This window comes from Luteolibacter sp. LG18, assembly GCF_036322585.1.
Lineage (GTDB): Bacteria > Verrucomicrobiota > Verrucomicrobiia > Verrucomicrobiales > Akkermansiaceae > Luteolibacter.
This window is the reverse complement of the sequence record NZ_AP024600.1, coordinates 573263-597782: the sequence shown is the minus strand read 5'-3', so window position 1 is coordinate 597782 and position 24520 is coordinate 573263. Positions and strand designations below refer to the sequence as shown.

Annotated in this window: 25 protein-coding genes; 10 read left to right on the top strand and 15 right to left on the bottom strand. The window is 65.2% G+C overall.

The genetic code is table 11. The annotated features are described in order from the left end of the window. Positions 1-2: 2 nt before the first annotated feature. Positions 3-1469 (bottom strand): SUMF1/EgtB/PvdO family nonheme iron enzyme, encoded by a 1467-nt coding sequence (locus llg_RS02450; protein WP_338287956.1) that lies wholly within the window; start codon positions 1467-1469, stop codon positions 3-5. Between the two features lie 224 nt (positions 1470-1693). Here llg_RS02450 and rpsN point away from each other — a divergent pair, with 224 nt between their 5' ends. The 3 genes from rpsN (at position 1694) to llg_RS02435 (ending at position 3751) form a co-directional block, all read left to right on the top strand. Further along, complete coding sequence (gene rpsN, locus llg_RS02445; protein WP_338287955.1) at positions 1694-1963, top strand: 30S ribosomal protein S14; 270 nt, start codon at positions 1694-1696, stop codon at positions 1961-1963. 63 nt (positions 1964-2026) lie between these two features. Then, complete coding sequence (locus tag llg_RS02440) at positions 2027-2287, top strand: zinc ribbon domain-containing protein (RefSeq protein WP_338287954.1); 261 nt, start codon at positions 2027-2029, stop codon at positions 2285-2287. A 9-nt stretch (positions 2288-2296) separates the two neighbouring features. Further along, complete coding sequence (locus llg_RS02435; protein WP_338287952.1) at positions 2297-3751, top strand: hemolysin family protein; 1455 nt, start codon at positions 2297-2299, stop codon at positions 3749-3751. 72 nt (positions 3752-3823) lie between these two features. On the opposite strand, the gene llg_RS02430 is transcribed toward llg_RS02435, so the two are convergent. Both llg_RS02430 and llg_RS02425 read right to left on the bottom strand, forming a co-directional pair. Next, positions 3824-4594, bottom strand: coding sequence for a class I SAM-dependent methyltransferase (locus tag llg_RS02430; RefSeq protein WP_338287950.1), 771 nt, complete (start codon positions 4592-4594; stop codon positions 3824-3826). 78 nt (positions 4595-4672) lie between these two features. Further along, on the bottom strand, positions 4673-6364 hold the full coding sequence (locus llg_RS02425; RefSeq protein ID WP_338287947.1) for a DUF4407 domain-containing protein: 1692 nt from the start codon (positions 6362-6364) through the stop codon (positions 4673-4675). Positions 6365-6513: 149 nt separating this feature from the next. On the opposite strand from llg_RS02425, the gene dgt reads away from it, so the two are divergent. Beyond that, positions 6514-7824 (top strand): dGTP triphosphohydrolase, encoded by a 1311-nt coding sequence (dgt, locus tag llg_RS02420; RefSeq protein ID WP_338287945.1) that lies wholly within the window; start codon positions 6514-6516, stop codon positions 7822-7824. Positions 7825-7885: 61 nt separating this feature from the next. Here dgt and llg_RS02415 read toward each other — a convergent pair whose 3' ends face one another. Genes llg_RS02415 through llg_RS02400 form a run of 4 tightly spaced genes read right to left on the bottom strand, consistent with a single transcriptional unit; the run spans position 7886 to position 10995 of the window. Beyond that, positions 7886-8101: a hypothetical protein gene (locus llg_RS02415; RefSeq protein WP_338287943.1), complete on the bottom strand. Its 216-nt coding sequence runs from the start codon at positions 8099-8101 to the stop codon at positions 7886-7888. Further along, a complete protein-coding gene (locus tag llg_RS02410; RefSeq protein ID WP_338287942.1) occupies positions 8094-8771 on the bottom strand; it encodes a hypothetical protein in 678 nt (225 codons plus the stop codon). The genes llg_RS02415 and llg_RS02410 overlap by 8 nt, the downstream gene beginning before the upstream one ends. A gap of 46 nt (positions 8772-8817) precedes the next feature. Next, positions 8818-9900, bottom strand: a complete 1083-nt coding sequence (locus llg_RS02405; RefSeq protein WP_338287941.1) for a PilT/PilU family type 4a pilus ATPase — start codon at positions 9898-9900, stop codon at positions 8818-8820. Between the two features lie 45 nt (positions 9901-9945). Further along, complete coding sequence (locus tag llg_RS02400) at positions 9946-10995, bottom strand: PilT/PilU family type 4a pilus ATPase (protein WP_338287940.1); 1050 nt, start codon at positions 10993-10995, stop codon at positions 9946-9948. A 364-nt stretch (positions 10996-11359) separates the two neighbouring features. Between llg_RS02400 and llg_RS02395 the strand changes: the two genes are divergently transcribed. Next, positions 11360-13483 carry an ATP-dependent DNA helicase RecQ gene (locus tag llg_RS02395; RefSeq protein ID WP_338287938.1) on the top strand — a complete coding sequence of 708 codons (2124 nt, stop codon included), beginning with the start codon at positions 11360-11362 and terminating at the stop codon, positions 13481-13483. Positions 13484-13489: 6 nt separating this feature from the next. Here llg_RS02395 and llg_RS02390 read toward each other — a convergent pair whose 3' ends face one another. Next, positions 13490-14056, bottom strand: coding sequence for a helix-turn-helix transcriptional regulator (locus tag llg_RS02390; RefSeq protein WP_338287937.1), 567 nt, complete (start codon positions 14054-14056; stop codon positions 13490-13492). Between the two features lie 164 nt (positions 14057-14220). Here llg_RS02390 and llg_RS02385 point away from each other — a divergent pair, with 164 nt between their 5' ends. Then, positions 14221-14703, top strand: coding sequence for a hypothetical protein (locus llg_RS02385; protein WP_338287936.1), 483 nt, complete (start codon positions 14221-14223; stop codon positions 14701-14703). A 62-nt stretch (positions 14704-14765) separates the two neighbouring features. Here llg_RS02385 and sufT read toward each other — a convergent pair whose 3' ends face one another. After that, positions 14766-15311: a putative Fe-S cluster assembly protein SufT gene (gene sufT, locus llg_RS02380; protein ID WP_338287934.1), complete on the bottom strand. Its 546-nt coding sequence runs from the start codon at positions 15309-15311 to the stop codon at positions 14766-14768. Between the two features lie 121 nt (positions 15312-15432). Between sufT and cdaA the strand changes: the two genes are divergently transcribed. Next, positions 15433-16272 (top strand): diadenylate cyclase CdaA, encoded by an 840-nt coding sequence (gene cdaA / locus llg_RS02375; RefSeq protein ID WP_338287933.1) that lies wholly within the window; start codon positions 15433-15435, stop codon positions 16270-16272. Next, complete coding sequence (locus llg_RS02370; RefSeq protein ID WP_338290197.1) at positions 16193-16450, top strand: hypothetical protein; 258 nt, start codon at positions 16193-16195, stop codon at positions 16448-16450. The genes cdaA and llg_RS02370 overlap by 80 nt, the downstream gene beginning before the upstream one ends. A 6-nt stretch (positions 16451-16456) precedes the next feature. Here the strand turns inward: llg_RS02370 and panC are convergent, their stop codons facing one another. Then, on the bottom strand, positions 16457-17302 hold the full coding sequence (panC, locus tag llg_RS02365) for a pantoate--beta-alanine ligase (protein WP_338287932.1): 846 nt from the start codon (positions 17300-17302) through the stop codon (positions 16457-16459). Positions 17303-17447: 145 nt separating this feature from the next. Here panC and llg_RS02360 point away from each other — a divergent pair, with 145 nt between their 5' ends. Both llg_RS02360 and lpxD read left to right on the top strand, forming a co-directional pair. After that, complete coding sequence (locus llg_RS02360; protein WP_338287930.1) at positions 17448-18098, top strand: OmpH family outer membrane protein; 651 nt, start codon at positions 17448-17450, stop codon at positions 18096-18098. A gap of 18 nt (positions 18099-18116) precedes the next feature. After that, a complete protein-coding gene (gene lpxD / locus llg_RS02355; RefSeq protein ID WP_338287928.1) occupies positions 18117-19151 on the top strand; it encodes a UDP-3-O-(3-hydroxymyristoyl)glucosamine N-acyltransferase in 1035 nt (344 codons plus the stop codon). 21 nt (positions 19152-19172) lie between these two features. Here lpxD and llg_RS02350 read toward each other — a convergent pair whose 3' ends face one another. From llg_RS02350 to llg_RS02330, 5 genes are all read right to left on the bottom strand, one after another. After that, entirely contained in the window at positions 19173-19877 is a 705-nt protein-coding gene (locus tag llg_RS02350) for a hypothetical protein (protein ID WP_338287926.1), read from the bottom strand. 811 nt (positions 19878-20688) lie between these two features. Continuing rightward, on the bottom strand, positions 20689-21411 hold the full coding sequence (locus tag llg_RS02345; RefSeq protein WP_338287925.1) for a class I SAM-dependent methyltransferase: 723 nt from the start codon (positions 21409-21411) through the stop codon (positions 20689-20691). 4 nt (positions 21412-21415) lie between these two features. Next, positions 21416-22825: an efflux transporter outer membrane subunit gene (locus llg_RS02340; protein ID WP_338287924.1), complete on the bottom strand. Its 1410-nt coding sequence runs from the start codon at positions 22823-22825 to the stop codon at positions 21416-21418. A 115-nt stretch (positions 22826-22940) separates the two neighbouring features. Continuing rightward, positions 22941-23564: an NUDIX hydrolase N-terminal domain-containing protein gene (locus tag llg_RS02335; protein WP_338287923.1), complete on the bottom strand. Its 624-nt coding sequence runs from the start codon at positions 23562-23564 to the stop codon at positions 22941-22943. Further along, positions 23561-24517, bottom strand: coding sequence for an efflux RND transporter periplasmic adaptor subunit (locus tag llg_RS02330; protein WP_338287922.1), 957 nt, complete (start codon positions 24515-24517; stop codon positions 23561-23563). The genes llg_RS02335 and llg_RS02330 overlap by 4 nt, the downstream gene beginning before the upstream one ends. Between the last annotated feature and the right edge of the window lie 3 nt (positions 24518-24520).

Genomic DNA, 24520 nt, shown 5'->3' with positions numbered 1-24520 from the left:
GATCAATAGGCGGCCGGATTGCGGGGCGGCGGGACCGGGCGGGTCCAGGTGTCGTTGTCTTGTTCCACCGGTTCGGGGCGCTGCATTGGCGGCGGCTGGTTGAACATCCGGGACGCCATGGCCGAGGCCGCGGCGGCTGCCACCACCGGCACGATTGAAACGGAGAGCGGTCGGCGGCCGGTGAAGACGAAGTGGCCTTCCGGGCCGGGTTGGTAGGTGAGGCGGCTGCGTTGCTCCATGCCATCGGCGAGGCGGTAGGTGACATCGAGCGGGGTTCCGGCGTTGGCATCCGTTTGCAACCAGAAGCCGTCCTCGGTCATGCGCACCTGGTGCTGGGGTGCTGGAGTACGAGGAAGATAGTCGTTGTTGCCTGGAGCGGGGAAGGGTGGCGGCGAGGATTTGCGGGAGGCGGCCTTCACGATCGCGACGACGATGGCGGCGATGATGCCGAGCGGGATCAGCAGGCAGGCGAGTCCGCCGATGGAAACCATGTGGGTGGATTGGGAAGTGGTTGCAGGAAGCGGATCCGCTGCCGGAGTGGTGGGACCGGGCTTGCCGGGCGTGGGACCGGGAGCGGTGGACTCGGCGATCACCTCGTACGGCGCGGCGATGCGGAAGCCGACGTCGGCGATGCGGCTGCGGGGATCGGAGCGGAAGCGGGCGGCGCTGCGGGTGTTCTTGAGATCGCGGGCCCACGAGCCGCCCCGCAGCACGCGGCGCGGCTTGTCGGAGAGATTGGAATTCGTTTGCAGTGGATCGGTCGCGGGACCATCGGGGTAGGGCGCGTACCAATCCAGACACCACTCCGAGACGTTGCCGCCGATGCGGATGCCCCACAGGTTCGAGGCGGTGGAGGCCGTGGCGTGGGTGCTGCTGTTCGCGTTCGCCTTATGCCACGCGAGGTCGGTCTTCACCCCCGCCGCGGCGAGCGTGGTGGTGCCATCGTGCCAGGGGGCGGCGCTTCCAGCGCGGCAGGCGTATTCCCACTGTGACTCGGTGGGCAGGGTCACGCGGAGCTGCGTCTTGCGGGAGAGCCACTGGCAGAACTGCTCGGCATCGGGAAAGGTCACCAGGCACACCGGGTCGTCCGGCGATTGGCCGAAGCCGGGATTGCGCCAGGTGTATTGCTTTTGCTGGACCAGCGCCTTGCCGTCCCAGCCTTGGCCACCGCTGGTGCCGGTCTCGGCTTCGGTGCGGTAGTTCGATTCGGCGACGAAGCGCTTCCATTGCGCTACGGTCACGGAAGTCCGGCCGATCCAGAATGGTTTGGTGAGGACCACCTGGCGTTGGGCTTCATCGGCACCGCGGCCTTCCTCGGTGGCGGGCGAACCCTGCCGGAACGTGCCCGCTTCCACCCGGACGACCTCCATCGACACGCCGCCGCCCAGATCGAGCGTCCTGGTTTCGTTCGCCCAAGCGAGCCCCGCTGCCACCCAGACCGGTATTCCGGCAAGCCACGATCGTTGCATGTGTGGCTGGAGCCTAGGAAACCGTGGCAGGTTTCCTCAATTCCCATTTGGTTTCGATTTTCCATCCACCACCCGGCTTGAAACCGGCCGGATTTTGAAAAAACTCGGGTCATCCGCCGCCGGAATCCGGACATCCCGGGCAAGGATTTTGGAGAAATTGCTCGAAAAGAACAAGTTTGGGCTTGCCTCCCCCTGTGGATGGGGTATTCACCGCGCCCCGAATTATGGCTAAGAAGAGCTGGATCGCACGCAACGAGCGCAAGGCGCGCACTGTCGCCAAATACGCCGAACTCCGTCTGAAACTGAAGGAGGAGAAGGACTATATTGGCCTGACCCTGCTTCCTCGCGACGCCAGCCCGACCCGTCTGGTGAACCGCTGCGAATTCAGCGGCCGTCGCCGCGCTTTCCTGCGCCGCTTCAAACTTTCCCGTATCAGCTTCCGCGAACTTGCCAGCGCCGGTATGATCCCCGGCGTCACCAAGTCGAGCTGGTAAGCTGGCACGGCACGCGCTACATTTCGACCCGGGACGGAAACTACCCGCTCCCGGGTCTTTTTCATGCCCATCTACGAATACGTTTCAGAAGCTCCGGAAGATCCCGAACGATCGTGCCGCATCTGCGCCCGAGGGTTCGAGCTGCGCCGTCCCGTTGACCGCGCGCCTCTGGAGAAATGCCCGTTGTGCAAGCACCCGGTGAAGAAAGTCATCTCCCGGGTCAATACTCCCAAAATCGCCAAGCCGCTCTCCGTGAGCGATGCCAAGGCCGCGGGATTCACCGTCCTCGAGCGACGCGACAAGGGCGTCTACGAGAAACTCTGATTTCCCGCGATGTCCCTGTTCTCTCTCATCACCCTGCTCGCCGTGGAAGGTGGGCACGCGCCGTCCCATGAGCTGCCGTCCCTCGGGGTGTGCCTGCTGTATCTGCTCGGGATCATCTTCTTCCTGCTGCTGAACGCCTTCTTCGTGGCGTCGGAGTTCGCGATCGTGAAGGTCCGCCCGAGCCAGCTTGAAATGGGCGGCAAGGGCAAGCCGACCCGCTCCGCCACCGCCCAGCATGTGGTGGCGCATCTGGACGGCTACCTTTCCGCCACCCAGCTCGGCATCACCATCGCCTCGCTGGCACTCGGTTTCCTTGGCGAGCCTTTCGTGGAGGCGCTGGTTTCCCCGCTCTTGCTGATGATGGGCGTGCCGCTGGAGTTCGCCTTCATCGGCCTGACGATCAAGCCGGTCTCGTGGATTTCCTTCATCCTGGCGATCGGTTCGTTCACGTTCCTGCACGTGGTGCTTGGCGAATTGCTGCCGAAGTCGATCGCGATCCGCAAGGCGGTGGCCACCACGCTGCTGCTGGCCGGTCCGCTGCATGTTTTCTACAAGGTGTTCCGGGTGGCGATTGCCGTGCTCAACGGGACCGCGAACTGGATGCTGAAGCACCTGTTCCGCATCGATCCGGTGAGCGAGAGCGAACACGTTCACTCCGCCGACGAGCTGGCGCTGCTTTTCGCCGAAAGCGAGCGCGCCCAGGAGGTGACCGAAACCGAGCGTGAGATCCTGATCAACGCGCTGGAATTGAACGAGCTGTGGGTGCGTGACGTGATGACGCCGCGCGCCCGGGTGGTGGCGCTCGACGCCGACCAGCCGTTCGAAAAGGCCCTCGAGATCGCCCAGCGCAGCAAGCACACCCGCTTCCCGCTGATCAAGGGTCACCTCGACCACGCCATCGGCCTGATCCACATCAAGGACCTGCTCAAGCTGGTCAGCCAGCCGGATCCGGACCTGATGCGGATCAAGCGCGAGCTGAAGATCGTGCCGGACACCATGCCGCTCGATACCCTGCTGAAGTTCTTCCTGCGCGAGCACGCCCACCTGGCGATGGTCGTGGACGAATTCGGAACCCCGGTCGGCATCGTGTTCCTCGACAACGTGATCGAGGAACTGGTGGGCGACATCCAGGACGAGTTCGACAACGAGCGCTCGGCGTTCACCCGCATCAACGCCGACGAGTTCGTGATCGAGGGTGCCATGACCCTCAATGACCTCAGCGGTTACGTGGAGGAGCTTTACCTCGAAAGCGGCGAAGTGACGACCGTGGGTGGCTACATCACCCAGCAGCTCGGACGTTTCCCGGAGCCCGGTGAAACGATCGAGATCCTCGGCTACGAGGCGAAGGTGACCAGCACCGACGGCCGCCGCGTGGGTCAGGTCCACTTCCGCAAGTTGCCGGAACCGAGCGACGAGCCCGCGGCCCAGGCCGAGGAGGAATTGGTCGGGAAGGACGCGGAGTAAGGTTTCATTGCTCTTCCTTCGGAAGGGGCTCGAGAGACTCCGCCTCCCGGAAGACCTGCCTCGGCTAAATCCTCAACTCCTTCTGGCGATAACGGTCAGGATCTGGGCGTCGGCGTCTTGGGGGAACGCAAAGGTTTCCTCAAAGTCGGCGATGCCTTCGAAGTGCTCGAACCCGGCCTCGACCAGCAGGGCGTGGAGTTCCGCCGGCTCGAACCAGCGCAGGGTTTGCGAGCATTCGTGGCTGGAGATCGGTTCGCGGTCCGCGTTCATCAGCGTGTAGCGGTGGTCGCGGTGAAGCAGGCGGTTGGGCTCATCGAGACGGTGTTTCGTTTCCACCGCTCCGATCCGGCCGTCGGGTAGCCGCACCTCGTGGTCGGGATACCATTCGTTCTCCGGGAGATCGCCTTCCAGCTCCGCATCCGGCGTGAAGACGGTGAGGTAAAGGCCGCCCTCGGGTTTCAGCAGATCCGCGATGCGTTTCAAGGCGAGTGCGGGATCCGGGCAAAGCTGGAGCGTGAACGCGGGAATGAGCGCGGCGGCATAGCGTTTGTCCGGGGTGAATTCCTCGGCGGTTCCGGCGTGCAGCACCGGCTCCAGGCCGACCACCGCGGTTTTCTTCCGGCACAGCGTCAGCATGTCCGCGGAGGGCTCCAGCCCCTCGACTTCGAAGCCTTCCAGCAGCAGGGGGATGAGCAGGCGCCCCGAGCCGCAGCCGATCTCCAGCGAGGTGCCGGGGAAATGGGCGAGGAAAGTTTGGATCAGCGGCAGCTCCGCGGACGGTCCTTCCGCTTCCCAGAACGGATCGTGCAATTCGGCTTCGAGGGATTGGTAACTGCTGGCCACGGCGGAAGTGTGGGTGACCTCCGCCGGAAGCTCAATGCAAGCCTTTGCGCTCTCCGCTCCCGGTGGCCGGGAGCTGGGTCAGGACATCGCCCGCTGGCCGGCGAAGAAGCTCTCCATGCGGTGCTGCATGTCCTCGTAGAAGCGGCGCTTGATCGCCTCCAGGGCGGCGAGTTTCTCCGGGGAGGCGGCCGCGGCGGCTTCCTGTTCGAGGTGCATTTTCTCCGAGAACGCGCGCTCCATTTCGATCAGCGAATCGAGGAACTCACGGGCTGCTCGGGAGTGCTCCACGCCATCGACCAGCGCGTTTTCCAGTCGCTTGTTGCGGGTCACGGCGAGCAGGTTGCCCTCGGCGAGCTGGCCCATGTAGCGGCGGTGGCTGTGGAGGAAGGCCTTGTGCTCGGAATCGAAGGTGACCTCGTCGCGGTCCACCAGCGAGTCGTAGGGGCCGGGCTTGGTGAAGAACTTCACGACCAGCGGGATGGTGTCCACCAGCATGAACAGGAGGGTCAGCACCAGGTAGGTGTAGAAGGCGAACTGGCCGCCCTCGGCCCCGGCCTGGAACAGGGCGTGGAGGGCCAGCGTCTGGGTGAGGATGTCGCGGCGGGGTTCGTCGCGGATGGCGTCGAGGCGGGTGGCCTCCTCGTTGGACACGCGGGCCAGGCCGTCCTGAGTCAGCGAGAGTTCCTTCAGGCGGCTGTCGATCTGCTGCTTGATGGTGTCGCGCAGGGCGTTCTGTTGGGTGACAAACTGGCCGGCCTGGTCTTCCTCGACCTTCCGTTTCAGCCCGGCCACGCGGTCGGCCTCCGCCTTGTTGGCCACCTCGATTTCCTTCATGTGGCCCTCGAAGGTGGCGATCGCGCCCTTCTCGGCCTCGCGGACCTGGGTCTGGAGGGTGGCCTTCTCGGCGGAGAGGTGTTCCAACAGGCCGCCCATACGCTTCGATTCCTCGCGGCGCGGGTCGAGCTGGTCGGAGCGGATCGAGCGGGCACGCGGGCCCTCGCCCTTCAGGCCGGAGCGTTGGCCGTTGAGCTCGCGCTCGTATTCCGCCTGCCAGTAGCCGAGCTCGCTCTGGACCTTGGTGTAGCCGGGGGTGAGTTCCTCCGACTGCTTGTCGACGGTCGCGAGGCGGTCGCGGAACGGCTTGGTGGCCTCGTCGGTGGCCTTCTTCAATTCCACCTGCTGCTCCTTGGTCAGGCCGGGAATGGCGGCGGAGGCGTCCTCGGTTTCCTGGAGGATGAATTTGGCCTGGAAGGTCTCGTTCCACTTCTGGCGCTGGTCGGCGATGGAGGTTTCCAGCTTCGCGATCTCGGTGCGGATCTTGGTCTTCTCGTTCTCGAAGCCGCCGCGCACCGTCTCGATCTCCGCGGCGCGGTCCTTCTCGACCACGGCGGACACCGTGTCGCGGAACAGCAGCAGCACCAGCGGGTGGGCGATCGTCAGGCCCATCAGCACGGCCACGCACAGGCGGAGGCCGAATTGGGACAGCTTCCGCGTCCACGAGAGGTAGGGCCGGTAGCCCGCGATCAGGGCGCGGTCGATGGTGAGGATGATGAAGGCCCACACCGCGGCCACCGGATAGATCACCCGCGGTTCCCGGGTGAGGGTGGAGAGGGCGTAGGCACAGGCGATGAAGGCGAACGCGCAGGGCACCAGCACGGTGGCGCCGAAGGCGACGTACTTGCGCTGCTCCCAGGCGGGGCATTGCTCGAGCGTTTCGGTGCCCGCGCCGGAGAGCCAGAAGAAGAGACGTTTCACGGGATTCGGTTTCATGACGGAAACAAAGGGGAAAATGGAAACCAGGTTAGGGCGATACCGGGCCGGAGCTTCCATCATTTCATCGTCCCGCGTCAGTTGGAAAAAAATCGCGTTTTGTCGCCACGAGGTTGCCCGGCGGGGCGCTCCGCGGTTAGGAAATGGCGATGCGGAACCGGTTTTACAACGCGTGGGACATCGAGCGGCAATCCGGCAGGACCGACGAGGCGGATTACCGCTCGCCGTTCCAGATCGACCGCGACCGCGTCCTGCACACGCCCACCTTCCGCCGCCTGCAGAACAAGACCCAGGTGTTCTGGAGCGGGGAATACGATTTCTACCGCACCCGCCTGACCCACTCGCTGGAGGTCGCCCAGATCGGCAAGGCGATCTGCCACTGGCTGGAGACCCGCCCGGACGGCCCGCTGGAGCCGGATCACACCATCGACCAGGACCTCGTCGAGGCGGTGTGCCTTTCGCACGATCTCGGCCACCCGCCGTTCGGCCACGCCGGCGAGCGCACGCTGAATTTCCTGATGCGCGGCCACGGCGGCTTTGAGGGGAACGCCCAGACGCTGCGTCTGCTCACCGACCGGATTTTCTCCGCCCGCGCCGGCTCGGAGCCCGCCCGTGTCGGCATGGACCCGACCCGCGCCTTCATGGATGGCGTGCTGAAATACAAGTCGCTTTGGACCGAACTGAAAGCCGCCACCGGCACCGATCCCGAACATCATTTCCTCTACGACGAGCAGCACCATCACCTCGATTGGGCGATGGGCGGGAACGATTTCCCGCTGGAGCTGCCCCCCGGATCGGTGCGGGATGGTTTCAAGTCGATCGAGTGCCAAGTCATGGACTGGGCGGACGACACCGCCTACTCGCTCAACGACCTCTCCGACAGCGTCCGCGCCGGGTTCCTCACGATCTCGAAGATCGAGGCTTGGGCGGAAACCAATGGCGTGGAAAAGGGCGAGGGGACCCCGCTCGGCGACCTGATCCGGGCGATCCGCCGCAAGCGCGTCGATCCGCTCGTCGGCCGCCGCATCGGCACCTACATCCAGGCCACCAGTCTGGAGTCGGACGTGAATTTCCTCAGCGCCCTGACCAACCGCTACCGCTACCGCCTCGTCATCGACCCGGTGGTGAAGGCGGAATCGAAGCTCTTCAAGAAGCTCGCCTTCGAAGTGGTGTTCCTTTCGCCGCAGCTCAAGCAGCTCGAGCACAAGGGCAGCCGCATGCTGCGCCAGCTCTGGGAAGTGCTCGGCCAGCGCTACGTCCGCGGCGAAACCATCGACGGCCAGGACTTCCAGCTCCTCGCCGCCGACACCGTGGCCGAAATCACGGCCGCCCCGGACGAGAACGGCCGCGCCCGCCTCGTCTGCGACTTCCTCGCCGGCATGACCGACGGCTACGCCGCCCGCACCTACAAGCGCCTCTTCATGCCGGACTTCGGCTCGATCGGGGATTTAATCGGGTGAGGTAGAGATCTCTACGGATGCTTGGAATTCCGACCGGTCGGAAAAATGGAGCCAGCGCCTTTCAGGAAGCGCGCTTGATTTCCTCTGCAGGGACGCGTGTATGAAGCTGGCCGAGGAATCGATAGTCGTCGCCGATCCACACGTTCATTTCCCGTGCAATCCGCAGCCGGTGGAGAGCGATGGTTTCATCGGAAACAGCCTCGCCTTGGGAGCGCATCCACGCTTCCAAAGCGTCATACCAAGCATTGCTGCCGGGCTCTTGACCAGATTTAAACATCCCTGTCTCGACGGTATTTCAGCACGCCTCGTCTTGCAAGCTCCATCAAGGCCGCGTGGAGAGCTCGCCGGATGGTGTCATCTTCCGGGTTTCCACGTCGAGATCTTGACCATTCCCATCCCACCGCCATGCCCAGTCGGGAAAGGTGGTCCCAGCCAGATTTGAGTTCCGTTTGGGAAATGTTCTCGGGAAAGCGGATTGCATAGGTGAAAATCCCCGTCACCACCCGGATCTCCAGAGCCGAACCAGCGTGGCCGACGAGGATATCTTGGATGCTTGGTGGTAGTCCGCGCGGATGATTGTGAGTCACGATCTGTCCCGGAATGATCGATAGATCGATGGGGACGCGATCCGGTTCTCCTGTTTTTCGGTAGCGCTCGCCACCGTTCAGATCGAAGACGCGCAGATGTTCCCGCGGGTGTTTTCGAATCGAGTTCTCCGCGCGCAGGATGATGGATTTTCCAGTCTCCGAGACTTCTTCCAGCGGAGTCCACGTGTCGTCTGAATCCGTGTCCGAATCGATGTCCTTCCACAACCGCTGATGCAAGTCGTCCGGAATTTCCAATGGATAGCCGCCGGGCCCCGGGAGTTCCGGTTGGCGCATATCACGGTTTTCCATGGAAGCGCTGTCTATTTTCCGTTGGCAATGATGATAGTTGAATGTCTTCACCCCACTGGGGCGATGTCAAAAGCGGCGTAAGTCACGATCCCGAAGTTCATTTCACCTTCGGTTCCCGCGGGACGAACTGCAGGAAGCGCTGGCGGTCGCGGCATTGGAAGAAGGCTTCGTCGAGGGTGATGTCGCCGCGCTTGAGGAGGAACTCGAGGGAGTCGTCGATGGTGTGCATGCCTTCCTTGCGGCCGATCTCCAGCAGGCCGACGACCTGTTCGATCTTGCGGTCGCGGATCAGGGCACGGAGGCCGTAGTTCACGCGCATCACCTCGGTGGCGAGGGCGCGGCCGGAGCCGTCCGCCTTCGGCAGCAGGCGCTGGCAGACCACCCCTTCCAGCACGTTGGCGAGCTGGGAGATGATCTGCTGCTGCTGGTCGGCGGGGAAGACGTCCACCAGACGGTCGATGGTCTGCGGGGCATCGATGGTGTGGAGGGTAGCGAGCACGAGGTGGCCGGTTTCCGCGGCGGTGAGGGCGATGCGGATGGTTTCGAGGTCGCGCAGCTCCGAGACGACGATGACGTCCGGATCCTGGCGCAGCGTCTGGCGCAGGGCGTTGGAGAAGTTCTTGGTGTCCTTGCCGATCTCGCGCTGCTTGATGAGGCAGGAGCGGTGCGGGAGCACGAACTCGACGGGGTCCTCGATGGTGATGATGACACCGGAGCGGGTTTCGGAAATGCGCTTCACCATCGAGGCGAGCGTGGTGGTTTTCCCGGAGCCGGTGATGCCGGTGACGAGGATCAGGCCGCGGCGCTCGTTGCAGAGGTGCTCGATGGTTTCGGAGTGGCCGAGGTGGGAGAGCTCCGGGACATGTTCCGGGATGTGGCGGAAGACGGCCTCGAGGTGGCTGCTGGCGAAGTGGATGTTGCCGCGGAAGCGGCCGAGGCCGGTGATCTCGATCGCGTAGTCGAGTTCCCACTCGGTCTCCAACCGGGCGCGCTGGGCCTCGCTGAGCGTCGAGTAGATCAGGGTGCGGCTGGCCTCCGGGGTGAGCATGAAGTCCTCCAGCGGTACCAGCGCGCCATGGATGCGGGCGGCGGGCGGGGCGCCCACGCTGAGGTGGAGGTCGGAACCACGGTTCTCCACGGTGATGCGGAGGTATTCGTCGATGTCGCGGAGTTCGGTCATGGGTGGGTTTCGGAAACGGATCGGAAGGAGCGGGCGGCGGGCGGATCAAACGTAGCCGCGGAGGGCGCGGTCGAGGTCCTGGGAATTCGGCGCGGCGGCGCGGGCGGTGGCGGGGCTGATGAAGCCGTGGATGGCGGAGTGGGCCAGGGCACGGAGCATCGAGACGTTGCCGGGTGTTTCGGTGCGGTTGAGGAAATCGCGGATCTCGGCGTGCTGGCGGTTGCGGATCCACTCGCGCACGGCGGCCTCGTTCTGGAGCGATTCGCAGACGAGGTGGAGCGTGCCGCTGGTGGAGGGCAGGAGGCGCTGGGTGAGGATGCCGATGAGGTGGCTGGACAGGAGTTGGAGCGAGGAATCGCGCTGGTCCGCCGGGTAGAGGTTGATGAGGCGCTCCAGGGTCTCGGTCGCGCCCGGGCTGTGGAGCGTGGAGAGCACGAGGTGGCCGGTTTCCGCGGCGCGGAGGGCGACCTGGGCGGTGTCCTCGTCGCGGATTTCCCCGAGGAAGATGATATCCGGGCTCTGGCGCAGGGCGGTGCGCAGCGCGTGCGGGAACGACATCGTGTCGCCGCCGAGCTCGCGCTGGGAGAAGTGCGAGAGGTCGTTTTCGAAGACGTATTCCACCGGGTCCTCGATGGTGACGATGTGGCGGCGGTAGTGGTGGTTGATCCAGTCCAGGCAGCTCGCGATGGTGGTGGACTTGCCCGCGCCGGTGGGGCCGCTGACGACGATCAGGCCGCTGCGGTGGGAGAGCCAGTTCACGAGCAGGTCCTGCGGCAGGCCGAGTTCGGCGAAGTCCGGGACCAAGTGCTTGATCGGGCGGAGCACGGCGCAGAGCTTGCCGAGCGACTGGTAGAGGTTCACGCGCAGCCGCGAGCCATCGGGCGCGATCCAGCTCAGGTCGGCCTCGTAGGTGGTGGAGGAGTCGATGTTGCAGTCCCGCCAGAAGTCCTCCAGGCAGGCGCGGTCGAGAGGGTCGTGGTCGAACACCAGGATCTCGCCATTGATGCGGACGCGCGGCGATTGGTCTTCCGCGAGCAGGAGGTCGGTGGCACCGGTGCTGAACGCGCTGTGGACGAAATCGAAAATGGCGGGCATTGAGACGAATCTGGTTGGGTTTTCGCGGGGTGGGAATGCTGAACTGCATCCTCCTGTTGGATTCCCATTGCCGGGAGATAGCGGGCTGTTCCGGGGATGAAAAGGGAATCGCGGTTAAGAGAAGGTTAAGGGCGGCCGTGAGTGGCTGGAATGAGGGATTGAACCACGGATGGACACAGATGAACGCGGATGGAAGAAGGGATGGATTCGGAGGATGCACCTTTGTAGCCCCCTCTTCATCTATGATCCGTGTCCATCTGTGTTCATCGGTGGTTCAAATTTCTCCCTCTTGCAGCCCGGGGCGGGTGAGGCAGTGCCCGACGCTTGACCTAACTGATTGCCGGATGTTCATTTGCGCAGCAAAATGACCGAATCCCCGCAGGAGCCGAAACCCCTGGTGATGACGCCCCATGAGGCGTTGAAACGCTATTTCGGGTTCTCCGGTTTCCTCGATGGCCAGGAAAGCGTGGTGGACGACATCGTCTCGGGCCGGGATGGCCTAGTGGTGATGCCGACGGGCGGCGGAAAGTCGCTCTGCTACCAGCTCCCGGCGCTGTGTTTCGGCGGGGTCACGCTGGTGATCTCGCCGCTGATCGCACTGATGAAGGACCAGGTGGATGCCCTGGTGGCGCGCGGGATTCCGGCGACGATGATCAATTCCACGGTGCCATGGGCCGAGCAAAAGGAGCGGCTCGACGGTATGCGGGACGGCGTTTACAAGCTGGTCTACGTGGCTCCGGAGCGTTTCCGCGCGGAGAGTTTCCTGAGCGCCGTGCGCGGCGCGAACATCTCGCTGTTCGCGGTCGACGAGGCCCACTGCCTCAGCCAGTGGGGCCATGACTTCCGGCCGGACTACCTGCGGCTGGGCAAGTCCCTGGACAAGCTCGGCCGCCCGCAGTGCGTGGCCCTCACCGCCACCGCCACGCCGGTGGTGCGGGAGGACATCGTCACGGTGCTGAAACTGCGCGAGCCCTTCGAGCGGGTCAGCGGGTTCTCCCGCCCGAATCTCTCGCTCGGGATCACGGCGGTGGAAAAGGCCGCGCACAAGGACGAGCGGATGCGCGCGGTGATCGCCGCCCACAAGACGGGCATCGTCTATTGCGCCACCCGCAAGAAGGTGGAGGCCGTGTCCGAAACGCTGGCGAGCTGGGGCGTGAAATGCATCGCCTACCACGGCGGGCTTAGCGACTCCGAGCGCGAGCGCGCCCAGGAGATTTTCATCCAGCGCAAGGCGGACGTGGCGGTGGCGACGAACGCATTCGGCATGGGCATCGACCGCTCGGACGTCCGCTTCGTGGTCCACTACGAGGTGCCCGGCAGCGTGGAGGCCTACTACCAGGAGGCCGGTCGCGCGGGCCGTGACGGCGAGGCCGCGGTGTGCGAGCTGCTGTTCAACTACGCCGACACCCGCACGCAGGAGTTTTTCATCGATGGCGCGAACCCGACGCCCACCGTCATCCGGAGCATCTATCAGTACCTCCTCAATCAGGCGGACAAGGAATACGAGGTCCATCGTACCCTCGACGAGATCGCGGAGGGCGCGGACGTGAAGAACCCGATGTCCGTGGGCAGCGCTCTTTCGGTGCTGGCGCGCGGCGGCTACATCGAGCGCTTCGACATCGCCGGACGCCGCACCCGTGGCACCCGCATGCTGAAGCCGGACGTGCTGGCGCGCGGCCTCCAGCTCGATGAAACCTCGATCGGTGAAAAGGACCGCCGCGACCGCGAGAAGCTCAAGGCGATGGTGGAGATGTGCTACTCCCGCATCTGCCGCCAGCAGTGGATCCTCGGCTACTTCGGCGAGGAGGATGCCCGCACTTGCGGGAGCTGCGACGTTTGCCGGGACGGTGGCGCGGGGGAGGCCCGGCCGCCGACCGCAGAGGAGGTGATGGTCGTGAAGAAGGCGCTCAGCGGCGTGGCCCGCATGTCCCGCCGGACGCCCGATGGCTGGGAGGGCCGGTATGGCCGCGGCCGCATCGTCCAGATGCTGTGCGGCAGCCGGTCGCAGGAGGTGCTCACCGCCGGTCTCGACAAGCTGACCACCTACGGCCTGCTGAAGGACCGTGGCACCGGCTATCTCAATGGCTTGATGCGGGCGCTGTCCGATGCCGGACTGGTGAAGACCGAGCCGGGGGAATACCCGGTGGTGGCCCTGACTCCCTCCGGCGACCGCGTGATGCGCGGTGATACCAACTACCGGCTGGTGTGGCCCGCGGCGGACGAAGGTCCCGCGAATCCGGGCCTGAAGGACCACGGGTTCGATGGTGGCCTTTATTCCATGCTGCGGGACCTGCGGGCGAAGATCGCGGACAAGGAGGAGGTGCCGCCCTACGTGGTGTTCGGCAACAAGACGCTGGAGGCCTTCGTGCTCTACCGCCCGGCCACCGAGGAGGAGGCGCTTAAGATTTCCGGTGTGGGCGTGGTGAAGGCGCAGCGCTACCTGAAGCCGTTCCTGGCCGCGATCAAGACCTGGCGGAAATCCCGCTGAGGCCGCTCAATCGACGATGATTGCCCGGGGGATCGGTTCGTCGGCTCCGCGGGTGGCGGGTTTCGAGACGATCACCGTGGGATTCGGCGCTTGTTGTTTCGCGGGCGCTTCCGTCGGCAGCGATTTCGGCGCGTGTTCGTCGATGAACTTCGGCGGCGGCGGTGGTGGCGTGCCTGGGTCGGAGCCGGCGAAGCGCTTTTCCAGCTCCGGCCACGCCTTCATGCACGCGTAGATCAATCCGCCGGTGATCAGGATCAGCATCAGCGTCGACCCCATGCCGCGGCCGGAGCCTGCGAGGCGGGGTTCCGCCGCCTTTGGATCATGATAGTGGTGGTGGTGATGGCTGGAATCCGGGGCATCGACGATCGCCAGCACGTCATCGGTGCCGGTGAACGCGACGGGTTCGAAGTAGTCCATCCAACGGCTGGAATCGATCCCGACGAAATCCGCGTACTGCGCGAGGAAGCTCTTCGCGTAGGTCGGGCTCGGGAATGATCCGTAGTCGTCCTTTTCCAGCGCCTCGATGACTCGGGCCGGAATGCGGGTGCGGTGTGCCACGTCCGCAATGGACATGCCCTTTGCTTCGCGAGCCGCGAGCAACCTGCTGCCTGGTTCTTGCCAATCGTCTGCCACTGCTATCCTCCATTGGCAGAATAGGCACGGGGATGTTTGAACGCAAGCACGCACCGCCGATTGCCGTTTGACTCCGGTGGCAACGGGCGCAAATGATTGCCGCGATGGCGACCGACAAACACGTGCTCTTCGTTTGCACCGGCAATACCTGCCGCAGTCCGATGGCGGAAGGCTTGTTCCGCAAGGCCGTGGCGGATCGTCCGGACTTCTCGGTGGGCTCCGCCGGGGTCGCGGCGCGGCGCGGCACGCCTGTTAGCAAGGACACCGCGGCGGTGCTGAAGAAGCACGGCATCGAGCTGGCGGATTTCTCCAGCCGCCCGCTGAATCACGATCTGCTGAAGTCGGTCACCCACGTTTTCGCGATGACCCGCGGCCACCTCCGCGCGATGGAGGCCGCCTTCCCGGAGCACTCGGACAAATTCTATCTCGCCTGCGAGTTCGCCGAGATTCCGGGGGAGGGACTCGGCATGGACGTGCCCGATCCCATCGGCATGGGCCGCCGGGCTTACGAGGAGGTGGCGGAGGTTCTCGAGATCGCCATTCCCTCGATCATCGCCTACATCGACCAGACCACGAAAAAGGCCTGAGGCCGCTGGGGCGCTCAGGCCTGAAAAGCGATGGTCGCCCGGAAGCGGCCACCCGTGAGGGATCAGATCATTCCGAGCTTCATCTTGCCCTCTTCGGAGATCATGTCCTGGTTCCAGGCGGGCTCCCAGACCAGCTCGACCTTGGCGTCGTCGATGCCGTCGATGGTCATGATCTTCGCCTGGGCGTCCGCGGCGATCACCGGGCCCATGCCGCAGCCGGGGGCGGTGAGGGTCATTTTGACGGTGACGACCTGCTTGCCGTCCTGCTCCTCGACGGCGCAGTCGTAGACGAGGCCGAGATTGACGATGTCGACCGGGATTTCCGGGTCGTAGACGGCCTTGAGCTGGGCCCAGACCTGCTCCTCCACCGGGGCGTCCTTCAGGCGCTCGGCCTCGGCGTGCTTCTTCTGCTCCTCCTCGTTGTCCACCCCGAGGGCGTCGGAGTCCTTTGAAGAGATACGGGCCAGGCCCTGGGTGGTGGCCACCGTGAAGGTGCCGCCCAGCCGCTGGGTGATGAACACCTCGGTGCCGGCGGGAAGGGTGATGGTGTCGCCGCTCGGGATCTGGATGGCGTCCACTTCACGGGCGAGCAGGATCTTGTCTTGCATGGCGGGAGTAGAATGCACTCCCGGCCCGCGGGCAAGGGGTGAAATGCCCGGATCTCCCGCCGCGGCATGCAATCGTGGGTGACAGGTGGCCCGGCCGCCGGTAGCCTGTGCGGACGTCAACATGTGGGATTTCGTTCAAAAGCATGCGGGTGACGGGGTCGAGATCCTCATCCTCGCGATCTGCATTTACCAGGTGTACCGGGCCTTCCGGGCGACCCGGGGTGCCCAGATTCTGGTGGGCCTCGGCACGATCCTGGTGGTGCTCACGCTATTGGCGGGGATTTTCCACTTCGAGGTCATCAACTGGTTGATCACCCGCGCGGCCGCCCTGCTGGCTTTCGCTCTGTTGGTGATTTTCCAGCCGGAGCTCCGCAATGCCCTGGCGAAGCTCGGCAGCAGCCGGCTGTTTTCCTTTTCCAGCACCCGCCGGGTGGCCTTCCTGGAGCGTTTCGCGGATGCGGTGATCGCGCTTTCCAAGAAGCGCATTGGCGCGCTGTTCGCCATCCAGCGCAGCATCAGCCTCAAGACCCACCTCGAGAGCGGGGTGGTGCTGGATGCCCAGTTCTCGCCGGAACTCGCCACCAGCGTTTTCTTCCCGAAAACCCCGCTGCACGACGGCGGGATGATCATCGCCGACGACCGCGTGGCCGGGGCCGGCTGCGTGTTCCCGGTCAGCCAGCGCGAGCTGACCGACCGCTCGCTGGGCCTGCGTCACCGCGCGGGGCTCGGTCTGGCGGAGGAGAGCGACGCGGTGGTGGTAATCGTCAGCGAGGAGACCGGTAGTATCTCGATCTGCGTGGACGGGGCCTTCCATCGCAACCTTTCCGAGAAGCTGTTCCGCGAGAAGCTGTCGCAGATCTTCCTGCCCTCCAACGATCCCGATGAAACTGAACCTGACCAAAAACTGGATCGCGAAGATCCTGTCGCTCCTGCTCGCGACCGCAATCTGGTTTCTGATTAGGGACTACCTGCTCAGCAACTACCTTGTGTCGCCGCGGACAAGCGGTGCCGACGGAGGCAAGGCGGAGACCCGGCCCAGCGAGTTCGTAGTGGAGGTGTCCGGGCGCGACAGCGAGGGCCAGCCGATCCTGAGTATCAAGCAGATCCCGAAGGCCAAGCCGGTCAGCGAGCCCCATTGAGCGGGCTCACGGCTGCAGCGTGAGGTGGTCAATCAGGCGGACCTCACCGTAGAACACGGCGGTCGCGAGGACGGCCGGGCGTTCGATTTCGGACACCGGCTGGAGTGTTTCCGCGTCCACCAGCTCCAGATAGTCGATTTTCGCGAACGTCGAGCCCTCGATCCCGGCGCGGGCGCTGGCAAGCAGGGCGGTGGCGGAGCGCTCCCCCGTGGCGAGGAGATCGCGGGCGGCGAGCAGGGATTGGCGGATGCGCGGCGCGTCCGCGCGGTGGTCCGGCAGCAGGCGCACATTCCGGGAGGACATCGCCAGCCCGTCCGCCTCGCGGATCGTCGGGTGTCCGATGATCTCCACCGGCACGTCCAGGTCCCGGACCATCCGGCGGATGATGGCGAGCTGTTGGAAGTCCTTTTCCCCGAACACGGCGGAATCCGCGCCGGAGAGCAGGAACAGCTTCAGGACCACGGTGCAGACGCCATCGAAATGGCCCGGGCGGGTGGCGCCGCAGAGGTGGCGGGAAAGCAACGATTCCGTCACCGTGACCGAGCGGTCCGGGTGATACATGGACCCGGCCTCCGGGGTGAAGATGAGATCGGCTCCCTCGGCCTCGCAGGCGGCGAGGTCGGCCTCCAGCGGCTTCGGATAGGCGGCTAGGTCGCCGGCGCGGTCGAACTGGATCGGATTGACGAAGATCGAGACCGCCACGGTGCCCGTGGAACCCGCCAATTTGCGGGCCCGGCGGATCAGGGCGCGGTGGCCCTCGTGGAGGGCGCCCATGGTCGGGACCAGGACGAGCGGGCTTCCGGAGGAGGTGGCCGCGGCACGGAATCCGGCCGGATCTGCGATCACTTGCATGGGGCTGCGATGCCACCCGCGGCCGGGGTGCGCCAGAGAAAAAACCGGTGTTTCCGCGCCGTCCTCACGACCGGGATGAACGTTGACGCCCTAGGGGATTCCGTACATGGTCGGGCATCCGTCACGGATCAACCCCATCTTAAACATGACTCTCATTCGTTCCCTTCTCGCGGTGGTTTTGGCCGCCTCCCTTTCCGGCCTCGCTGCCGCCCAGGAAGGCAAGCTCAAGATCGCCACCGTCGACATGCAGCAGCTCTTCAAGGAGTACTACCGCACGAACGACGCGCAGAAGCAGATCAACATCGAGCGGGCCCGCATCCAGAAGGACAACAACGACCGCCTCACCCGCATCCGTGAGCTGGAAAGCAACCTCGGCACGCTGCGCAAGCAGATCGAGGACCCGGCGATCTCCGACCAGAAGAAGCAGGCCCTCTTCAAGGACTGGCAGATGCAGCAGCAGGAAGGCATCGCCCTCGATCGCGAGCGCCGCGAGTTCCTCCAGCGCAAGAACCAGGCGCTGAACGAAACCATGGTCCAGCGCATGAAGGGGATCCTCAACGAGATCCGCAAGCTGGTGGAAGAGCAGGCCAAGGGTGAAAACTACGACTACGTCTTCGACAAGTCCGGCCTCAGCACCTCCCAGGTTCCCTTCCTCCTCTACACCAAGGACGCCACCGACATCACCGCCGGCCTCCTGAAGGACCTCAACAAGGACGCTCCCCCGGAAAGCCTGAAGCCGGTGGAAGACTCGGGCAAGGCTCCGCTCACTCCGGACGCTCCTGGCGACGACAAGTAATCCATCCAGCGTTCCGCAGTGGCATTTGCCCTCACGCTTTCCGAGCTCGCCCGTTTGACCGGTGGTGACATCGTCAGGGGCGGGCTCGCTTCGTCTTACTCCGGCATGGCGGCGCTCGATGCCGCCGGTCCGGAGGACATCAGTTTCCTCGGAAACGAGAAATACCGCCCTCAGTTCCTGACCACTCAGGCGGGTGCGGTGCTGGTGCCCGCCGGTGAAACCGAGGGCCCGGAAGGATCCGCCCTCATCGCGGTGGAGAATCCGTCGTTCGCTTTTGGCGCGGTGGTGAAACACTTCGCGGTTTCCGGCCGGCCCTTCCAGCCGGGCATTCATCCGCGTGCCGTGGTCGATCCCGAGGCCGTGCTCGATGCCACCAAGGTCCGCGTGCAGGCGGGGGCCGTGGTCATGGCCGGAGCCTCCGTCGGTGATGGCTCGGACATTGGTCCGAATGTCGTGGTCGGCGAGGACGCGGTGATCGGCCGCGATTGCAAGCTCCATGCGAACTCGACGGTCCGCGAACGCTGTGTTCTAGGGGACCGCGTCATTCTCCAGCCGGGTGCCGTGATCGGTTCGGATGGCTATGGCTACGAGTTCGTGAACGGCCGCCACGTGAAGATCGACCAGGTCGGCATCGTGGAGCTCGGCGATGACGTCGAGATCGGCTCGAACACCAGCATCGACCGCGCCCGTTTTGGCAAGACCGTCGTCGGCGAGGGCAGCAAGATCGACAACCTCGTCCAGCTCGCCCACAATGTCGTGATCGGCAAGCACTGCCTGGTGATTTCCCAGTCAGGCATCGCGGGCAGCAGCCGTCTCGGCAACTACGTGACCGTCGCCGCGCAAGTGGGGATGGTCGGCCACGTCACCGTGGGCGACAAGGCGGTCCTGGCCGCCCGCACCGGCGTGACCCGGAGCCTTGAAGGTGGCATCACCTATTACGGCGATCCGGCCTTGCCGTTTGCCGAGGGCCAGAAGCTCCGGGCCTACGCGCGTCGCCTGCCGAAGCTGGTGGAAGACGTGAAGGCCTTGAAGAAGGCGGCGGATCTGAAGTGATTCCGCCGCCCCTCGGGGTGCTCAAGGGCGTCGGCGGCGCAGCAGCGCCAAAGCGCCCAAGCCTCCCAACAGGGCCGCGGACGGTTCCGGCACGCCGGTGATCTTGATTGCGGCGAGGCCGCTTTGCTGGCTGAGGTATTTCACGCTGATGGAGAGGGTGTCGCTGTTGAAGTTCTGCACCGCCCCGGTTCCGGACCAGAAGGTGGTGTTGGATGGCGTCCCGTGGGCCAGTACCGAGACGGTGTCGTAGCTGGTGCCGGAGGAGGTAACGAAAGTGACGGCCTGGCTGGTGGAGGCGAGGTTTTCCGAGGCTAGGGAACGCCCGGCGTAGTAGAGCGTCACCTGATAGCCGGTGAAGTTGTTGGCCGTCATCCAGGCATTCAGGCCGGAGATCGACACGGCCGCTTCGTTGCCGGTCGACCCGATCTGCGCGCCGCCGATGAAGGTGGCGTAGGGCTGGCCGAGGTTGGCGAGCTGGGAGGCTTGGAAGTAGTCGGCGTAGGTCGCGCTGCCGGTGACCCCGTCCAGCGAGATGGTGGCGGTGGTGCCAGCGGCATTGGTGGTGCCGGTGCGGACGTTCTGGAGGGCATCGGCGCCGAGCGTGTTCGCTTGTCCGATGGTCATGTCGTTGCCGGAGGCGCTGCTGAAATTGATCAGCAGGCTGGTCGCGCCGGAAGCGGGGAGGAGGGCGAAGGCTGCGAGGGGGAGAAGGAGACGGACGAGCATGGGGCGGAGCTTGGGCCTGACTCCCTCCATGTTCCCATGGACCGCGGACAAAAACCCTTGGCCATTTGCCAAAGGGAAACGTGGCCGCCGTCTTTCTGAGCCCGGAGGGCGACGCTCTGCCAGCCGGTGGCGAAAGCCACCGGTAGGAGCGAGCCATGGAGTCCAAGCCCCGTTAGGGGCGACGCAATCGGAGTCCGGGTGACGATTCAGACGATGTCCGCATCCGAGGTTTGAAGAGTTCCGGATGCGTCCGAACCGCGGGAATGGAGGGTCCGCGAGAAGAGCGCAGGCTGCGTCGTCCCTTACGGGACTTGAATGCTCTCCAGTCCGTGGTCCGGTGGCTGGCGCCACACATCTTGCATGCGTCAACGGGGTGATTCTGGATCCCGAAGGGATCGCAGCTTCGGTAGCCGGTGGTTGAGGAGCCTAGGCGACGACACCACCGGACAGCCCGGATCAGGAACCGCACCCCGAAGCGGGTGCCAGCCACGTACCCCGACTCCGCGGGTGGAATGGGAGATGGAATTCCGTAGGCCTTCGCACCCGGCTGCGATCCCCTTCGGGATCGAATGAGCTTCCCGCCTGAACCGGAGGTGTCGTCGCCTAGGCTCCTCAACCTCCGGCTACTTGAGCTGTCATCCCCTTGGGGGATACAGATGCCAAGAGGTGCATAAGGACCAGGGCTTGCGCCACCGGCTAGCAGAGCGTCGCCCTCCGGGCTTGAAGAAGAGGGGCCCGGTGGAGGGCTGGAGGTGTGAGGAACTCCGTGGGCTTTCCCCGCCCACGTTCTCCCGAACGCGGCCACGCCACGTCACTTCGTGCCGAAATAGCAGGCGAAGACGCTGATGCGGTGGAGCACGTCGTAGCCGGAGAAACCGCAGGCTTTGAGCAGCTCCAACTGGAACGGCAGCGAGCGCGGTGAGTCCTCCTTGTCGATGTAGGCGAGCACCTTCGCGCGATAGTCCGCGCCGCCGAGGCCTTCGAGATAGTCCCCGTAGCGATCCCACATCAGCGCGCGAACCTCCGGCGAGTCGAAGTCCACCAGGTCCGCGACGTAGAGGCGCCCGCCCGGTTTCAACCAGCGGTGGAGTTTCGTGAACACGTCGTGCCAATCGGAGTCCTCGCGCAGATGATGGAGGACTGCCCCCGCCAGGATGCAGTCGAACGAGTTCTCCTCGAACACCAGGTCGCGCAGGTCGGACGCGGTGGTTTCCACCGACACGGCCCCGGCGGCCATCACCCGTTGTTTCGCGCGCTCCAGCATCGGCTGGCTGAGGTCGACGAGGTGGCTGGCCAGCGGGCCGACCTCCTGCATCACCCGCAGGGTGAAGTTCCCGGCACCGCAGCCGAGGTCGAGGACCGCGGCTCCGGGCGCGAGGTGGAGCGCGGCGGTTTTCGCGACCAGCTCCAGCACCAGCGGCGCGTCCATGGTAGCGGACTGGCCGGTTTCGAGATTGCTGAAACGCTCGACGTCCTGGTCGAAGCGTTCGCGGATCTCGGTGGTGGTGGACTTCTGCGTGAGGGGCGTGTTCATGAAATCATTTGCCGCTCCAGCCGCCGCCGAGCGCCTTGGCCAGCGCGGCGAGCGTGATGCGCTGCTGGGCGTCGGTCTGGCTGAGTGCCAGCTCCACGCGCAGCACGGTGCGGTCGGTTTCCACCACGTCGAGGTAGCTGGTCAGCCCCTTGTCGTAGCGTTCCTGGGTCAGGCGGCGGGTGTCGCGGGCGCTGGACAGCGCGGCTTCCAGCGAGCGCCGGGATTGAGCGAGGCCTTTCAGGTCGACGAGGGCGTCCTCCACCTCACGCAGGGCGACGAGCAACGTCTGGCGGTGCGCGGCCATCGCCTCGTCGTAGCGGCTGCGGGCGGCCTGGTAGTTCGCCTTGTTGGTGCCCGCGTCGAAGATCGGGGCGGCGACGTTCGCGCCGAGCGACAGCACGCGGTTCTCCCAGTTCAGGAAACGCCGGACGTCCAGCGACTCGAAGCCCGCGTCCGCGGACAGGCTGAAGTTCGGATAGAACGCGGCCTGGGCCACGCCGATGCGGGCGTTCGCCGCGCGCAGTTTTTGCTCGGAAGCCCGGAGATCCGGACGACGCGCCAGCACGTCGGCGGGCAATCCTGCGCGAATCGAGGGCAGGCCGCCGGAGGGGCCGCGGTGCGAAACGGAGAAACCGGAGGGCGTGGTGCCGCACAGTACCGCGAGCGCATGCTCGGCCGCGCCGCGCTGGCGCTGCACGCTGGCGAGATCGTTGTTCGCCAGTTCCAGCTCGGTGCGGGCGCTGGAGGTGGCGATGCCGTCGGTGAGTCCGGCGTCGGTCTTGCTCTTCTGGATGTCGAGCGATTGGCGGCGGGTCTTGAGCGTGGCCTGGAGGATGCTTTCCTGGGCATCGAGTCCGCGCAGCAGGAAATACTGGCGCGCCACCTCGGCGGCGATGCCGAGACGCTGGGCGTCCACGAGGGCCGCGCTGGCTTCCGCCTCGGCGGACGAGGCTTCCAGCGCGCGCTTGTTGCGGCCCCACAGGTCCGGATCGTAGGCGAGGTTGAAGGTGCTGCGGTAGCGCTGGTTCTCCAGCGGGATCGCCGAGGCGAAGGCCGAGGGGACGTTGGAGGTCACCGAGTCCGAGGACTGCCGGGAAATGCCCGCTGAACCGGTGAGGTCGAGCGTGGGGAACAACCGCGCGCGATCGAGCCCCACCAGGGCCCGCGCGGTGTCCATGCGGGACTTGGCCGCGGCGAGGTCGTTGTTCGCCGACAGCGCGCGGTTGATCAGGCGCGTGAGCTCCGCATCACCGAAGAGCCGCCACCAATCGTCCGGCAAGCGGGCATGTTGGGAAACCGATGACTCCTTCCACTTGCTGCCACCGGAGAGGTTCGAAAACTGGAAGTTCGGGCCGACCTTGCAGGCCGTGAGGGCGAGCGTGGCGGTGAGCGGCAGGAGCAGGGCGGGTTTCATCGGGAAGGGTGGCGGAGGTTATGAGTTAGAAGTGATTGGGAGAGGCGGATGGATGCCTTGGCGCAGTTCGGGGCTCTTCCAAATAACCCATAACGAATAACTCTTGGCTTGGCGGTCAATCGAAGGCGGTGGGGAGACCCGGTGTGGCCACGTGCTGGCGGGCGAGGTCGATGTAGTGGCGGGCGGCACGGTGCGGGCAGAGGTCCGGGAGCTGGTCGAGCGGGAAGAATTCCACCGCGTCGGTCTCGTGGCTGGTCGCCAGCTCGCCGCCGGTCTTCCGGCACAGGAACACGAGTTTGTAAACGTGCTCCGGCTGCTTCGGGTGACCCTGCTTGTCCTTGTCCCAGCAGGCGATGAGTTTCTCCACCGCCACGTCGAGACCGGCCTCCTCCTTCACCTCCTTCGCGGCGTTTTCGGCCGGGCTCAGGTTGAGATCGGCCCAGCCGCCAGGCAGGGTCCACAGGCCGTTGGACGCCTCGCGGACGAGCAGCACCCGGTCGCCATCGAACACCACCGCGCGCACGTCGACCTTCGGCGTGGCGTAGCCGAACTCATGCGGCCACGCAAATTCCGGGGCCACCGCGGCGATGGGCGCGGCGGCGAGTTCCAGGATGCGCGCGTAGCGCTCACGGTCGTAGGCGTTCTCGCCATAACGCAGGCCCGCCTCCGCGATTGATTTCAGCTCGCGGCTCAGCGCGATCCAATCGAGCGGCGCGGGTGTGGAAACAGGCGTGGTCATTTTTCCGGGGCTTCGATGAAGACGTCGACTTGCTGGCCGACATAGAGCGGCGGGTTTTCCGGGCGCTTGAGCGAATAGATCACCTGCAGCACGCGGGTGTCCACCCGTTCGGTGCTGGCACCGGTGAGCGACACTTTTGGGATCACATAGGGCTCCACCCGCAGGTATTCGAGCGGGAAGGTCACGCTCGGGTCGCCCTTGAGGTAGCCGATGGCCTTCTGGCCGGGGCGGATGCGGATGGCGTTCTGCTCGTCCACGTCGGCGCGGATCTGGAGGCGGTCGATGTCGCCGATGATCATCGCCGCGGACTTGGGCGAAGTGGCGGCGTATTCGCCGGAGCGCACGTTCACCTGGAGGACATTGCCATCGCGTGGCGAGCGCACGGTGAGGCGTTCGATGAGCAGGGCGATCCTCTGCAGCGCGGTGTCGTTCGAGGCGAGCTGAGCCTGCGCCGCGGCCACTTGCGCGCGGGCGACGAGCACGTCCTGGCGGCGGTTCTCCAGGTCATCCTTGCTGACGGCCCGCGGATCGCTGACCGCCTCCAGCCGGGCGAGCTGGCTTTCGGTCTTCTTGAGCTGGGCTTCGGAAACGTCGATCTGGGCGCGGGCGATCTCGCGCTGGGCCTTGGTGGAAAGCTCCTCCGCGCGCAGGTCGCGGTCGTCGATCATGAACAGCGGCTGGTCCTTCTTCACCGCATCGTTGACCTTCACGTGGACTTTGGTGACCAGTCCCGGCACCGGCACGCCGATGGCGACGTTCTCGCTGAGTGCTTCCAGGATGCCGGTGGCGGCCACCGCATGGGTGAAGGGCTTGTTGGGCGGCGCGATCGGCGGATCCCCTGCGGGCGGCATTTCCTTCGCCGCCTGGGTCTTGGAAACCATCACGATCATCCAGACGCCGAATGCGGCCCCGGCCAGCGTGCCGTAGCGGATGAGTTTGGAGAGAAAGTTCATGGG

What these genes read in the sequence shown, in the direction of transcription:
- llg_RS02395 (WP_338287938.1), top strand. Translation starts at nt 11,360, where the DNA reads ATGACCGAATCCCCGCAGGAGCCGAAACCCCTGGTGATGACGCCCCAT.
- llg_RS02340 (WP_338287924.1), bottom strand. Translation starts at nt 22,825, where the DNA reads ATGAAACCCGCCCTGCTCCTGCCGCTCACCGCCACGCTCGCCCTCACG.
- llg_RS02385 (WP_338287936.1), top strand. Translation starts at nt 14,221, where the DNA reads ATGGCGACCGACAAACACGTGCTCTTCGTTTGCACCGGCAATACCTGC.
- sufT (WP_338287934.1), bottom strand. Translation starts at nt 15,311, where the DNA reads ATGCAAGACAAGATCCTGCTCGCCCGTGAAGTGGACGCCATCCAGATC.
- panC (WP_338287932.1), bottom strand. Translation starts at nt 17,302, where the DNA reads ATGCAAGTGATCGCAGATCCGGCCGGATTCCGTGCCGCGGCCACCTCC.
- llg_RS02435 (WP_338287952.1), top strand. Translation starts at nt 2,297, where the DNA reads ATGTCCCTGTTCTCTCTCATCACCCTGCTCGCCGTGGAAGGTGGGCAC.
- dgt (WP_338287945.1), top strand. Translation starts at nt 6,514, where the DNA reads ATGCGGAACCGGTTTTACAACGCGTGGGACATCGAGCGGCAATCCGGC.
- llg_RS02345 (WP_338287925.1), bottom strand. Translation starts at nt 21,411, where the DNA reads ATGAACACGCCCCTCACGCAGAAGTCCACCACCACCGAGATCCGCGAA.
- rpsN (WP_338287955.1), top strand. Translation starts at nt 1,694, where the DNA reads ATGGCTAAGAAGAGCTGGATCGCACGCAACGAGCGCAAGGCGCGCACT.
- llg_RS02350 (WP_338287926.1), bottom strand. Translation starts at nt 19,877, where the DNA reads ATGCTCGTCCGTCTCCTTCTCCCCCTCGCAGCCTTCGCCCTCCTCCCC.
- llg_RS02400 (WP_338287940.1), bottom strand. Translation starts at nt 10,995, where the DNA reads ATGCCCGCCATTTTCGATTTCGTCCACAGCGCGTTCAGCACCGGTGCC.
- llg_RS02370 (WP_338290197.1), top strand. Translation starts at nt 16,193, where the DNA reads ATGAAACTGAACCTGACCAAAAACTGGATCGCGAAGATCCTGTCGCTC.
- llg_RS02405 (WP_338287941.1), bottom strand. Translation starts at nt 9,900, where the DNA reads ATGACCGAACTCCGCGACATCGACGAATACCTCCGCATCACCGTGGAG.
- llg_RS02390 (WP_338287937.1), bottom strand. Translation starts at nt 14,056, where the DNA reads ATGTCCATTGCGGACGTGGCACACCGCACCCGCATTCCGGCCCGAGTC.
- cdaA (WP_338287933.1), top strand. Translation starts at nt 15,433, where the DNA reads ATGTGGGATTTCGTTCAAAAGCATGCGGGTGACGGGGTCGAGATCCTC.
- llg_RS02415 (WP_338287943.1), bottom strand. Translation starts at nt 8,101, where the DNA reads ATGTTTAAATCTGGTCAAGAGCCCGGCAGCAATGCTTGGTATGACGCT.
- llg_RS02440 (WP_338287954.1), top strand. Translation starts at nt 2,027, where the DNA reads ATGCCCATCTACGAATACGTTTCAGAAGCTCCGGAAGATCCCGAACGA.
- llg_RS02360 (WP_338287930.1), top strand. Translation starts at nt 17,448, where the DNA reads ATGACTCTCATTCGTTCCCTTCTCGCGGTGGTTTTGGCCGCCTCCCTT.
- llg_RS02335 (WP_338287923.1), bottom strand. Translation starts at nt 23,564, where the DNA reads ATGACCACGCCTGTTTCCACACCCGCGCCGCTCGATTGGATCGCGCTG.
- llg_RS02330 (WP_338287922.1), bottom strand. Translation starts at nt 24,517, where the DNA reads ATGAACTTTCTCTCCAAACTCATCCGCTACGGCACGCTGGCCGGGGCC.
- llg_RS02450 (WP_338287956.1), bottom strand. Translation starts at nt 1,469, where the DNA reads ATGCAACGATCGTGGCTTGCCGGAATACCGGTCTGGGTGGCAGCGGGG.
- llg_RS02425 (WP_338287947.1), bottom strand. Translation starts at nt 6,364, where the DNA reads ATGAAACCGAATCCCGTGAAACGTCTCTTCTTCTGGCTCTCCGGCGCG.